This window comes from Roseburia sp. AF12-17LB (genome assembly GCF_003479605.1).
GTDB classification, from domain to species: domain Bacteria; phylum Bacillota; class Clostridia; order Lachnospirales; family Lachnospiraceae; genus Roseburia_C; species Roseburia_C amylophila.
The window spans coordinates 75987-88939 of sequence record NZ_QUHR01000008.1; the positions used below are offsets into that span (position 1 = coordinate 75987).

11 protein-coding genes are annotated in these 12953 nt (G+C 42.0%); all 11 read right to left on the bottom strand.

Going from position 1 to position 12953, the window contains the following annotated elements:
- Window positions 1–9: 9 nt before the first annotated feature.
- Entirely contained in the window at window positions 10–1176 is a 1167-nt protein-coding gene (locus DWV68_RS10565) for a cysteine desulfurase family protein (protein WP_118665729.1), read from the bottom strand.
- A 30-nt stretch (window positions 1177–1206) separates the two neighbouring features.
- Window positions 1207–1947 (bottom strand): 16S rRNA (uracil(1498)-N(3))-methyltransferase, encoded by a 741-nt coding sequence (locus tag DWV68_RS10570; protein ID WP_118056786.1) that lies wholly within the window; start codon window positions 1945–1947, stop codon window positions 1207–1209.
- A gap of 5 nt (window positions 1948–1952) precedes the next feature.
- Window positions 1953–2909, bottom strand: a complete 957-nt coding sequence (gene prmA, locus DWV68_RS10575; protein WP_117840942.1) for a 50S ribosomal protein L11 methyltransferase — start codon at window positions 2907–2909, stop codon at window positions 1953–1955.
- A 240-nt stretch (window positions 2910–3149) separates the two neighbouring features.
- A complete protein-coding gene (locus DWV68_RS10580) occupies window positions 3150–3680 on the bottom strand; it encodes a molecular chaperone DnaJ (RefSeq protein WP_242986051.1) in 531 nt (176 codons plus the stop codon).
- Between the two features lie 280 nt (window positions 3681–3960).
- Window positions 3961–5136: a molecular chaperone DnaJ gene (gene dnaJ, locus DWV68_RS10585; RefSeq protein WP_117697001.1), complete on the bottom strand. Its 1176-nt coding sequence runs from the start codon at window positions 5134–5136 to the stop codon at window positions 3961–3963.
- 77 nt (window positions 5137–5213) lie between these two features.
- On the bottom strand, window positions 5214–7094 hold the full coding sequence (gene dnaK, locus DWV68_RS10590; protein ID WP_118056787.1) for a molecular chaperone DnaK: 1881 nt from the start codon (window positions 7092–7094) through the stop codon (window positions 5214–5216).
- Window positions 7095–7112: 18 nt separating this feature from the next.
- Complete coding sequence (gene grpE / locus DWV68_RS10595; RefSeq protein WP_022243084.1) at window positions 7113–7766, bottom strand: nucleotide exchange factor GrpE; 654 nt, start codon at window positions 7764–7766, stop codon at window positions 7113–7115.
- Window positions 7767–7786: 20 nt separating this feature from the next.
- The gene (gene hrcA, locus DWV68_RS10600) at window positions 7787–8830 is read right to left on the bottom strand and encodes a heat-inducible transcriptional repressor HrcA (protein ID WP_022243085.1); all 1044 of its coding nucleotides are present in this window, start codon (window positions 8828–8830) and stop codon (window positions 7787–7789) included.
- Between the two features lie 206 nt (window positions 8831–9036).
- The gene (gene hemW, locus DWV68_RS10605; protein WP_118056788.1) at window positions 9037–10224 is read right to left on the bottom strand and encodes a radical SAM family heme chaperone HemW; all 1188 of its coding nucleotides are present in this window, start codon (window positions 10222–10224) and stop codon (window positions 9037–9039) included.
- 17 nt (window positions 10225–10241) lie between these two features.
- Window positions 10242–12053, bottom strand: a complete 1812-nt coding sequence (lepA, locus tag DWV68_RS10610) for a translation elongation factor 4 (protein ID WP_118665731.1) — start codon at window positions 12051–12053, stop codon at window positions 10242–10244.
- Window positions 12054–12057: 4 nt separating this feature from the next.
- Window positions 12058–12945 carry a GDSL-type esterase/lipase family protein gene (locus DWV68_RS10615; RefSeq protein ID WP_118665733.1) on the bottom strand — a complete coding sequence of 296 codons (888 nt, stop codon included), beginning with the start codon at window positions 12943–12945 and terminating at the stop codon, window positions 12058–12060.
- Between the last annotated feature and the right edge of the window lie 8 nt (window positions 12946–12953).

Here is a 12953-nt window from a genome sequence, read left to right on the forward strand (position 1 = left end):
CTTTCTCTTTTAATGTCTTGTATATTTCTTCAGTACCGGAAGCAGTTCTCCCAGTACTTCTAATGTGTAATCAATCTCTTCTTCCGTTGTATGCACACTGAAGGAAAAACGCAGTGTGGAATCCAGAAGATTTTCCTTTAAATGAATGTTTCTAAGTGTCTTACTGCCCTTCTGCTTACCTGCATGATTGTTCGAAGAACAGGCAGAACCGGAAGATACATAAATCCCCCTGTCTTCCAGTGAATGTAATAATACTTCACTTCGGATTCCTTCAAAGCTGACGCTAACGATATGTGGTGCAGAATCCTCTCCGGTCTTTCCATTTACATGGGTTCCTTCCAGCCTTTCGATTCCGTTGATAAAACGCTGCTTTAATCCGTAAAGATGCGCTCTCTTTTCATCGAGATTCTCATAGATTTCTTCTGCTGCTTCTCCAAGACCTGCAATTGCCGGTACATTTTCCGTTCCGGAACGCATTCCCTTCTGCTGTCCACCGCCTAATATCAGCGGCTTTAATTTCGTCTTTTCCTTCACCCAGAGGAATCCGCTTCCCTTTGGCCCATGAATCTTATGTCCGCTGACGGAAAGCATGTCTATGCCAAGCTTCTTTGGATAGATATACATTTTTCCATAAGACTGGATTGCATCTACATGAATCAGTGTAGCCGGATTCTTTTTCTTAATAAGCTCTGCAGCTTCTGCAACCGGCTCGATGGCTCCGATTTCATTATTTACCTGCATCATGGAAACAAGAATAGTCTGTTCCGTTACTGCTTCTTCTAATTCTTCCAGTGAAATAATTCCATTCTCATCCACAGAAAGATAAGTAATGTCAAAGCCCTGCTCCTTTAAGAATTCCATTGGATTCTCTACGGATGCATGTTCAATGGATGTGGTTATAATATGATTTCCCGCTCTGCGGTTTGCCATTGCAGCACCGATAATCGCAAGGTTATTTGACTCCGTTCCACCGGATGTAAAGATGATTTCTTTTTCTGATACTCTTAATGTTTTTGCTATTTTCTTCTTTGCAGTCTCAACAAATCGTTCTGCCTCAATTCCTTTCATATGAAGGGAAGATGGATTGCCATAATCCTTCGTCAGAAGGTCTACCATTAACTGACACGCCCGGTCACTGCAGCGGGTGGTCGCAGAATTATCCAGATATGCTTCCATACTTTTCTACACTTTCTTACTGTTTTTTCGTTATATACGGCTCTCTAATTGCAGCATCAGCATGGACATCATGCAGATACCTGCTGTATCTGTCCGAAGTATTCTTCTTCCTAAGGAAATGGACTGCATGGTCTCTCTTGCTTTTGCAATCTCTTCCTCTGCAAATCCGCCTTCCGGTCCTATCATAATGCTGATACTCTTCCCCGGTTCGATTTGCTCTAATACTGTCCTGGTTCCTTCCATGCCATTTTCATTTTCATAAGGCACTAAGCGGATATCACAGTTTTCTGCCAGCTTTAAGGCTTCCTTGAAAGATACTACTTCATGAATCTTTGGAATGATACTGCGCTTTGACTGTTTTGCTGCAGTCTCTGCCTGCGCCTGCCATTTTTGTACCCGTTGTGCTGCCTTTTTTCCTTCCAGCTTTACCACACAGTATTTCATGTCTACCGGAATGATTTCATAGACACCAAGTTCTACTGCCTTTTCAATCACCGTTTCCATCCGATCTCCCTTCGGCAGTGCCTGAAATAAATAGATTTTAGACGGAAGCTCGGTTCCTTCTTCGTCCACAGATACTATGTCTGCCTGCACGAAATTTTCTCCGGTTTCTGCAATCTTACAAAAATAATTGCCACCTTCCCGGTCACTGATGCGAATCGTCTCTCCGATTTTCATACGCAGTACATTCCGGATATGATTTACATCGCTTCCGGTTATGGTAACATATTCTTTGCCCACCTGGCTTTTTTCAACAAAAAACTGATGCATCTATTTTACCTCTGATTTTTCCGTGCAGTTACATTGACCCATTCGCCCTGATGGTTGACTTCTAAGATTTCAAAGCCTGCCTGCTCTAAAGCTTCTTTTACTTCGTTTTCTTTAAAATCAATAATTCCGGAAGTAATAAGCACTCCCTGCTCTTTCGCACACTGATAAAGTGCCGGTGCCATCGGAATAATAATATCCGCTAAAATATTCGCTACGACCAGATCATAACCTGTGCCAATCTTTTCCTGAAATGCTTTATCGTCAATCAGGTTTCCAACATAAAATTCACCTGAATTTTCTGCCAGATGATTGACTGTCATATTTTCATGAGTTGATGTGATACAATCTCCATCCACATCCGTACCCACTACGCTGCCTGCACCAAGCTTTAATGCTGCAATGGATAAGATTCCGCTGCCGCATCCTACATCCAGAACACGCTCGCCCTCTTTTAAATATTTACGAATCTGGCGGATACAAAGCTGTGTTGTCTCATGCTTTCCGGTTCCAAAGGAAATACCCGGGTCAATCTCGATTAAGAATTTATTTTTATCCTCTTCCTTTAATGGTTCCCAGGTTGGTTTGATTAAAATATCATCGATATAAAAAGACTGAAAAAACTGTTTCCAGTTATTAATCCAGTCAATATCCTCGGTCTGGCTGGAGGTAATATCTCCGCTTCCGATTTCTACCATGCTTCTTAACTGCTCTAAACCAATGCGGACTGCCTTTAAAGTCTCGGTATGGTCTTCGCCTGCCTCTAAATAAAAGCTGACTTTGCTTTTTCCTTCGTCTGGTGGAAGCTCCGGCGGAAAATCAATAAACATTTCTCCTGTTTCTTCTTTCGTCAATGGTACATTATCTTCGATTTCAATTCCTTCAATGCCATTTTCTGATAACATCATGCTGATAAAATCCTCAGCTTCTGTTGTTGTATCTATTGTATATTTATCCCATTTCATAGTTTCTGCTCCTGTTCTTATCTTAACCTTCTATTATAAAAAGCAAACATTTTAATCTTAACATAGCTTTTTATTTTTCGCAACTGTAAGGGAATCAACGGCAACCAGCAGACAGCTTCTTTAGATACATAGCGACGCCTATGCATGTCTGGTAACACAAAAACAGCGGAACATATTTCTTCTGCCCGCTGATTTTCCTGTTTATTGCTATGTCATTGCTGTGCTATTATTGCAATCTTATTACTGATATTTTACTTCCAGTTTCTGCATCAGCACCTGATATTCCCGGTTAATTTCCTGAATGGTACCGGTGTCTCCATTGAGATTATCCGGATGATATATTTTAATCAAATCCTTATAACGCTTCCGCAATGATTTTTCATTGCCCACGCCCATAAAGAACATTTCTCCCTTCACCACATTGGATGATTGGTTTCTATTCTCCTGTTCAAATTCATGTACTCTGCTGTAAAAGTCTCTCTGACGCTCCATTTTCTGCTTTTCGGCAGCAAGTTTCTGAAGTTCACTTTCTAATATTTTCCACTTCATGTCAAAAAGATGCTGTTCCCGCTTCATCCGCTCCTGTTCAAGATTCTTCTCCATCTCGAATTTCCGCTTCTGACGTTCTAACTCCCTCTGATGGTGTTCCATCTCGCGTTTGGAATTTTCCAGTTCTCTCCTTGTATGTTCCAGTTCCACAGTCTGCTGAAAACACCATTTATCAAACTGTGCTGCATCCTTCTTAATCACAGCGCTGTTATGCTGCTTCATAAATCTCTCTCCTTGTCTCATAAACGGTTGCCTAAATCAACATATGGTTACAAAAAACTTATGAATCAGAAACAGTATACAATATGTTGTCACAAAATGCAACAACGAGAAACTCACTTTTGCAGTTTTCCCGAATTATCACAATACTCAACTACGAGAAACACGCTTTGCGAGTTTCTCGAGTTATCGCGGTGCTCGCCAAATCTGCAAGCATGCGATTTTTCTCGCTACTCGCGTAAAAAAAGCTGCCTCCATTTTTCAGGAAACAGCTTTATCATTTTTATAAATCATCGAAGGACTCTTTAATTTTTCCCATAAATCCCTTTTTCTTTTTCGTGCCTGCCGCACCATTCTGTGTCTTTAATGAATTACCGGTCTCTGCATCAAACTGGCGCAGTGCCTCTTTTGCAGCTTCATTTAATCCGGTCGGGACCTGAACCACAAGTGTAACATACTGGTCACCACGGACTGCCTTGTTACGCAGGGATGGGATTCCTTTTCCTTTCAGACGGATTCTGGTGTCGGTCTGTGTACCAGGTTTTACTTCGTAGACCACATCGCCGTCGATGGTTGTAATTCTTACTTCTCCGCCCAATGCTGCCTGTGCAAAACTGATTGGTGCTGTTGAATATACATCCATGCCCTGTCTCTGAAGGATTGGATGGCGGGATACTACTACTTCTACCAGAAGATCTCCTCTTGGTCCGCCATTTACCCCCGGCTCACCTTTTTCACGGATTCTTACACTCTGACCGTTATCAATTCCGGCAGGAATGCTGACCTTAATCTTCTTCCTGCTGGCAATGTAGCCGGTTCCACGACAGTCCGGACATTTGTCACGAACAATTTTACCGCTTCCGTTACATTCCGGACAGGTCTGTACATTCTGTACCATACCAAATAAGGACTGCTGGGTATATACCACTTTTCCTTTTCCCTGACATTTGCTACAGGTCTCCGGACTGGTTCCCGGCTTCGCTCCTGTACCATGACAGGTCTTACATTCATCCTTTAATACTAAATCAATTTCTTTCTCACAGCCAAATGCTGCCTCTTCAAATGTAATTCTGACACTGGCACGTACATTGGCTCCCTTCATCGGTCCGTTGCTGCTGCTGCGTCTTCCGCCGCCAAAGAAATCTCCGAAAATGTCTCCAAAGCTTCCAAAAATGTCTCCCATATCCATACCTGAGAAATCAAATCCGCCTGCTCCGCCGGCACCTCCATCAAAGGCTGCATGGCCAAACTGGTCATACTGTTTTCTCTTCTCCGGGTCGCTCAGTACTGCATATGCTTCAGATGCTTCCTTGAATTTCTTTTCTGCTTCTTTATCCCCCGGGTTCATATCCGGATGATATTTCTTGGCAAGGACACGATATGCTTTTTTTATTGCTGCGTCATCTGCGTTTTTATCAACGCCTAAGACCTCGTAATAGTCTCTTTTCTGTTCTGCCATAATCTATTCCCTCTTTACCGTTTGTAAGGGTTGACAGTAAAACTGCCAACCCTTTCTACTGCTTTTTATCTGTAGAATTATACTTCTTTGTAATCAGCATCTACCACATCATCATCTGCGGAACCTGCAGTTGCTCCACCGGCTGCACCTGCTCCCATATCAGGGCCTGCACCAGCGGCTCCCTGAGCTGCCTGAGCATTCTCATACATCTTAGCAAATACTTTCTGTGCACTTTCCATCAGTTTCTCTTTTGCTGCTTTCATCTCAGCAACCTGATCCTCTGTCATGTTTTCAGCCTGTGGATTTGCATCTACTAAAGCTTTCAGTGCATTTAAGTCAGCCTCTACTGCAGATTTATCTGCCGCATCAAGGTTATTTCCAACCTGGTCTAATGCCTGCTGTGTCTGGAATACGAAGGAATCTGCATCATTTCTGGTGTCAATTGCTTCTTTTCTCTTCTTGTCCTGTGCTTCAAATTCAGCTGCTTCTTTTACTGCTTTATCGATATCTGCATCAGACATGTTAGATCCGGCAGTAATTGTAATATGCTGTTCTTTTCCGGTTCCTAAGTCTTTTGCAGATACGTTTACAATACCGTTTGCATCGATATCGAAAGTAACTTCAATCTGAGGAACTCCACGACGTGCTGGTGGGATACCATCCAGACGGAACTGTCCAAGGGATTTGTTATCTCTTGCGAACTGACGCTCACCCTGCACTACGTTGATATCTACTGCTGTCTGGTTATCTGCTGCTGTTGAGAAAATCTGACTCTTTCTTGTAGGAATTGTTGTATTTCTCTCAATCAGTCTTGTTGCAACTCCACCCATGGTCTCGATAGACAGTGACAATGGAGTAACATCCAGAAGAAGGATATCACCTGCGCCGGCATCTCCTGCTAATTTACCACCCTGGATGCAGGCACCAAGTGCTACACACTCATCCGGGTTTAAGGATTTACTTGGCTCTTTGCCTGTTAACTGTCTTACTTTATCCTGAACAGCCGGGATACGTGTAGAACCACCAACCAATAATACCTGACCTAAGTCTGCATTGGTTACGCCTGCATCCTTCATAGCATTCTGTACCGGGATTGCTGTTCTTTCTACTAAGTCATGTGTCAACTCATCAAATTTTGCTCTTGTTAAGTTCATATCAAAATGCTTTGGTCCTTCTGCTGTTGCAGTAATGAATGGCAGGTTGATATTGGTTGTTGTTGCAGAAGATAACTCTTTCTTAGCTTTCTCTGCAGCTTCTTTTAATCTCTGAAGAGCCATCTTATCAGTAGATAAATCAACGCCTTCTGCTTTCTTGAATTCGTCAATCATCCACTGTGTAATCTTGTTATCGAAGTCATCTCCACCTAATCTGGTATCACCGTTTGTAGATAATACTTCGATGACTCCGTCACCAATTTCAATGATAGATACATCAAATGTACCACCACCTAAGTCGTATACCATAATTTTCTGTTCTTTTTCGTTGTCCAGTCCATAAGCAAGTGCTGCTGCTGTCGGCTCGTTGATGATACGTTTTACATCAAGTCCTGCAATCTTACCTGCATCCTTGGTTGCCTGACGCTGTGCATCATTGAAATATGCCGGTACAGTAATAACTGCTTCTGATACTTTCTCTCCTAAATATCCTTCTGCATCAGCTTTTAATTTCTGTAAAATCATTGCAGAAATCTGCTGTGGAGAATACTGTTTGTCATCAATGCTTACTTTGTAATCGGTTCCCATATGTCTCTTAATGGAAGAGATTGTTTTCTCTGCGTTGGTTACTGCCTGACGTTTTGCAGGTTCACCAATCAGACGCTCACCTGTTTTTGTAAATGCTACGATAGATGGTGTTGTTCTTGCACCTTCCTGGTTTGCTATAACGGTAGGTTTTCCACCTTCCATAACTGCCACACAACTGTTTGTTGTTCCTAAGTCAATACCAATAATTTTACTCATGTTCTTATCCTCCTATGCTTAATTCGCTACTTTTACCATGCTATGTCTGATTACATTTTCTTTGTACTTGTAACCTTTCTGTAACTCCTCGGCTACTACATTCTCACCGAGTTCTTCATCTTCCACATGCATTACTGCATTATGGAGATTCGGGTCAAACTCCTGACCGGCTGCTTCAATCGGTGTTACACCAACCTCTGTCAGCACTGTCATCATCTGCTTATAAATCTTATCCATACCTTCTACGAAGCCATTGTTTTTGTCTTCTTCCGGTACAGCTGCAAGCCCTCTTTCAAAATTGTCGATAACTGGAAGGATTTTCTCTAAGATTGCGCTGGCTCCCATGTCATACATCTGGCTCTTTTCCTTTTCCGTTCTCTTACGGAAGTTTTCAAATTCTGCCATCTGACGTTTCAGCCGGTCGGTTAAATCTTCAATCTGTTCGTCCTTCTTATCTTTCTTGTCTTTCTTTTTAAAGATACCTTTCTTTTTCTCCTCATCTTCTTTCTCTATTTCTTCCGGTTCAGATTCGGTATCTTCCGTTTTTTCTTCTGCCTCAACTTCTTTTTCTTCTGAGGCGGTATTCTGTGCTTCTTCCTGCTTTTTTGCATCCTCTGCTTCTAAGTCTTCTAATACTTCCTCAAGCACTTCTTCTTTCTTTTCTTCTGCCACTTCCTTACCACCTTTCTATGCTATTCTTTCTTCGGCTTATCAAATATGCCTTCTAGTTGTGATTTCAAATTTTTCAGATTATCCATGACGTTCTCATAATCCATACGCTTCGGTCCGATAATTCCTATCGTTCCCTTCACGCCTTTACCAAGTTCATAGGTAGCTGTTACCACACTGCAGTCCTTCATGGTCTGAATTGGAGATTCATCTCCTATATAAACCTGTATGCCGTTCTCCTCATTGCTGAGGTTATCCGTCACCAGACTTACTAACTGTTTCTTCTCTTCTAACGCATCTAAAAGCTCTCCTGCTTTCTGCGAATCCGATAACTCCGGATATTTTAAGATATTCGTTGCACCGCTGGTATATATCTCCAAATCCTCGTCTTCGCTGATTGCTTCTGCTACTGCATCCAATACATCACTGATGACTTTGGAATGGATACCGGCTTTCTCTTTCAACACTGCTATGGTGCCCAGATTAATCTGATCTAATGACAATCCATTTAAATGTGTATTCAAAAGCATGTTAAGTTTTAACATATGCTCATTATCTATCGGCTCTTCTATCGGAATCATCTTATTTTTCACAAGATTGCCTTCCAATACGACAACTGCCAGAATATGTTCATCATCCACATTGGATAACTGGATGAACTTCAGGCTGTTGTGGTGATACTGCGGTGCTGTTATCATGGTGGTGTAATTCGTGTTGTTCGCCAACAGCTTTGCCACCTGCTGCAATACCTGTTCCATCTTCTCCGTATGTTCAATTACGAACTCTTTCATATCGGATACTTCTTTGTCCTTCTCTGCAATCAGATTATCTACATAGAAGCGATATCCCTTATCGGATGGAATTCTTCCTGCCGATGTATGTGGCTGCAAAATATATCCCATCTCTTCCAAGTCCGACATCTCATTCCGGATTGTTGCGGAACTTAAGTTCAAATCCGTATACTTGGAAATGGTTCTTGAACCAACCGGCTCACCTGTTTCCAGATAGTTGCGAATGATTGCATTTAAGATTTTTGTTTTTCTTTCATCTAATTCGTTCTCGTTCATTCACGTTCTCCTGAAAATGAAACTTTTATAGGTATTTGAAAAAGCTTTTTGTACTGCTTTTTCTTAGTTGTTAGCACTCAACTTGAAAGAGTGCTAATTTCTATGTACTTAAGATAGCACCATTCGTTTTTTTTGTCAACAGCATTTTATAATTTTATATTTTCTTTAGATTTGTTCTGATTCAATGCGGTTCAACACCGCACTACTTAATCCAGTAAAAACTGGGCGAGTACATAGTTGCTGATGTCCATGCCATGGTCGCTGAGCTTTATTACACCGGCTTTTTTCTCGATTAAGTCCTCTTCCTGAAGCTGGTTTAAGACTTCGCCATATACTGCTTCTATTTCCACGCCAAAAGTCTCTTTGAATTCTGTTCTTGTAACTCCCTTTAACATACGCAGGCCTAAAAACATGAATTCTTCCATCTGGGCATGGCGGCTGATTGCATCTGCACTCTCATGGAGATTCAATGCCGGTACTCCATCTATTTCCTTCGCCGAAATATTACCACATGCTTTGATATACGCTTCAATCTCTCTTATATTACTGTAGCGTACTTCTCCAATCAGGGAAGCCGCCCCAAGTCCTACCCCAAGATACGGTACCCGCTTCCAGTATCCGATATTATGCCTTGCCTCTTTCCCCGGCTTTGCATAATTGGATACTTCATAATGCTCATAACCTGCCTCTGCAAGAATCTCCTGAGTCTTTTTATAAATTTCATACTCCGTCTCTTCAGATGGCAGATGTTCTGTCGGCTTTCCGGCTTCCCGGAGCACTGCCTCGAATTTATATTTCTCATAAAATGGTGTTCCCTTTTCGATAATCAGGGAATAGGCTGAAATATGCTCCGGTTTTAATGCTATGACACGCTTTAAGCTGGTGACAAATTTCTCCGTACTCTGATAAGGCAGGGCACTCATCAAATCAACGTTGATATTTTCAAATCCACATCTTCTGGCACATTCATAATTCTCCAAGAACTGCCGGTAAGTATGGATTCTTCCTAATATCTTTAATTCATCATCAAAGGCAGACTGTAACCCTATGCTGAGACGGTTAATGCCTGCTTCTTTATAGGTAAGAAGTTTTTCCTCATTTAAAGTTCCGGGATTACATTCTATGGTAATCTCTGCATCTGCTTCCACCTCAAAGCTTACCTGAATCTGTTTTAAAAGAAGTGCGATATATTCCGGTGCTAAAAGAGACGGTGTTCCGCCCCCTATATATATAGTAGAAAGAGCCGGACGTCCCATTGTCTGTCCGTAATATCTGATTTCATGCAAAAGAGCACCCACGTAGCGGTTTTGTAACCGCTCGTCCGCAGGTGCTGATAAGAAATCACAATATTCACATTTTCTTACACAAAAAGGAATATGCACATAAAGTTCCATCTATGTTCTCCTGTCATCTATTTCTCATCTAACTTCAGTACACTCATAAATGCTTCCTGTGGAATCTCTACATTTCCCACCTGACGCATACGTTTCTTACCTTCCTTCTGTTTCTCTAACAGTTTACGCTTACGGCTGATGTCACCGCCGTAACATTTTGCCAGCACATCTTTTCGCATTGCTTTTACTGTCTCACGGGCAATTACCTTGCTTCCAACGGCTGCCTGAATCGGGATTTCAAATAAATGTCTCGGAATCTCTTCCTTTAACTTCTCACACATCTTTCTTCCACGCTCATAGGCGGTATCCTTAAATACAATAAAGGAAAGAGCATCCACTTCTTCTTTATTAATAAGAATATCCAGCTTCACAAGCTCTGACTGCTCATAACCCTTCATCTCATAATCAAAGGACGCATATCCTTTAGAACGGGATTTCAATGCGTCAAAGAAATCATAAATAATTTCATTTAACGGAAGGTCATATTTAATAACTGCACGGGTCTGCTCAATATATTCCATACTCTTATAGATACCACGGCGTTCCTGGCACAAATCCATAATGGCACCTACATATTCGGATGTCACCATAATTTCTGCTGCAACCATCGGCTCTTCCATATATTCGATTTCGGATGGATCCGGAAGATTGGATGGGTTTGTCAATTCTATCATGGTACCATCAGTCTTATGTACCCGGTATACAACGCCTGGTGCTGTCGTTACTAAATCAAGATTAAATTCTCTCTCTAACCGCTCCTGAATTACCTCCAAATGAAGCAGTCCCAAGAAACCACAGCGGAAACCAAAGCCCAATGCAATGGAAGTCTCCGGTTCAAACTGTAAGGCTGCATCATTTAACTGTAATTTTTCCAAAGCGTCACGAAGATCCGGATATTTGGCTCCATCTGTTGGATATAATCCACAGTATACCATCGGATTAACTTTCTTATATCCCGGCAATGGTGCATCACAAGGACGCTTTGCTTCTGTTATGGTATCACCCACACGGGTTTCTTTCACATTCTTAAGGCTGGCAGTAATATAACCTACCATTCCGGCTTCTAACTCATCACATGGAATGAACTGTCCGGCTCCGAAATATCCTACTTCTACTACATCTGCTTCTGCTCCGGTTGCCATCATGCGGATGGTTGTCCCCGGTTTTACGGAACCTTCCCGGATTCTGCAGAATACAATAACACCTTTATAAGCATCATACACAGAATCAAAAATCAACGCCTGAAGAGGCGCTTTGGCGTCCCCTTTTGGTGCCGGTAATTTATGCACAATCTGCTCTAATACTTCTTCCACATTCAACCCTGTTTTGGCAGAAATCCGTGGTGCATCCTGTGCCTCAATTCCAATCACATCTTCAATTTCTTCTACTACTTCTTCCGGCCTTGCACTCGGCAGATCAATTTTATTAATGACTGGAATCACTTCCAGATCATGGTCTAATGCCAGATATACATTGGCAAGGGTCTGTGCCTCAATTCCCTGTGCCGCATCTACTACCAGCACTGCACCGTCACAGGCAGCAAGACTTCTTGATACTTCATAGGTAAAGTCCACATGTCCCGGTGTATCAATCAGATTGAAAATATATTCTTCTCCGTCTTTGGCATGATATATAGTACGGACTGCCTGGGACTTAATGGTAATTCCACGTTCCCGCTCCAAATCCATATTATCTAAAACCTGCGCCTGCATTTCGCGGCTGGTCAGAAGCCCTGTCATTTCGATAATACGGTCTGCAAGGGTTGATTTACCGTGGTCAATATGGGCAATGATACAAAAATTACGAATCTTACTCTGGTCGATTGACATATATTTACTCCTTCTTTATTCCATGTTTCAAAAGGAAATCCGTCCACAGGGAATAATATTTTCCCAGCAGGTGAATCTCATCATAAGTATATTCCGGATTCAGATTTCCTGTTTCGTCAGTCACTACTTCATTTACATCAATATAAAATATATCGTGATTATTTGCAAGCATTGCAATTCTGTCATTCCGTTCTTTGATTGCCGGATTATTAAAAATCGGGTCGGTCTCTGACTTTTCCTGTTTTACATACATAATGCCCTGTAAGAAAATCAGTGCATCCGGCTGTAATTCCCGGATATGATTGACAGCTTCTTCATATTTTTTCATAAAGCTGTCTACTGTACCGGTTCCCATTTCGTTGATTCCAATCATCAGATAGACTTTACCAAACTGATGCTCGCTTAATGCTTCTTCAACGGTAATCTTCGCGCCGTTTTCCTCGACAATCGGCGTATCAAACATATCATAGACCGTAAGTCCGATACTGGCATAATAAGTTGCATTATCCCAGCCGCCATAATCCCTTAATCCAACGGTTCTGGAATCTCCGATAAATACCGCATCATCAAAATAATCCTGGGTTACATCGGTAAAAGTATAAGTCTTATCCTCTTCTGCCTCCGTATCTGCAACTGCTTCTGTTGCTTCTTCCGTTGCCGGCTCCTCTTTGTCAGCATATACGCTTTCCAAATCCTCCTCCGGTTCTGCCTTATCCCATGGCAGAATGCCCTCTTTGGATGCCTGCATCATGCCAGCCACCGCCGGAACCTTCGGCCAGTCCTTATTATATTCTTTATATGCGCCCTTTGTTCCGGCTAATGCGACACCACTTACCAGTAGCATACTGATTGCCGTAACAATAAGAAGCGGACATTTCTTCCATTTCTTCATGGCAGCCT

Excerpts from the sequence above, each read along its gene's own strand:
- DWV68_RS10565 (WP_118665729.1), bottom strand. The coding sequence starts at position 1,176 with ATGGAAGCATATCTGGATAATTCTGCGACCACCCGCTGCAGTGACCGG.
- DWV68_RS10570 (WP_118056786.1), bottom strand. The coding sequence starts at position 1,947 with ATGCATCAGTTTTTTGTTGAAAAAAGCCAGGTGGGCAAAGAATATGTT.
- prmA (WP_117840942.1), bottom strand. The coding sequence starts at position 2,909 with ATGAAATGGGATAAATATACAATAGATACAACAACAGAAGCTGAGGAT.
- DWV68_RS10580 (WP_242986051.1), bottom strand. The coding sequence starts at position 3,680 with ATGAAGCAGCATAACAGCGCTGTGATTAAGAAGGATGCAGCACAGTTT.
- dnaJ (WP_117697001.1), bottom strand. The coding sequence starts at position 5,136 with ATGGCAGAACAGAAAAGAGACTATTACGAGGTCTTAGGCGTTGATAAA.
- dnaK (WP_118056787.1), bottom strand. The coding sequence starts at position 7,094 with ATGAGTAAAATTATTGGTATTGACTTAGGAACAACAAACAGTTGTGTG.
- hrcA (WP_022243085.1), bottom strand. The coding sequence starts at position 8,830 with ATGAACGAGAACGAATTAGATGAAAGAAAAACAAAAATCTTAAATGCA.
- hemW (WP_118056788.1), bottom strand. The coding sequence starts at position 10,224 with ATGGAACTTTATGTGCATATTCCTTTTTGTGTAAGAAAATGTGAATAT.
- lepA (WP_118665731.1), bottom strand. The coding sequence starts at position 12,053 with ATGTCAATCGACCAGAGTAAGATTCGTAATTTTTGTATCATTGCCCAT.
- DWV68_RS10615 (WP_118665733.1), bottom strand. The coding sequence starts at position 12,945 with ATGAAGAAATGGAAGAAATGTCCGCTTCTTATTGTTACGGCAATCAGT.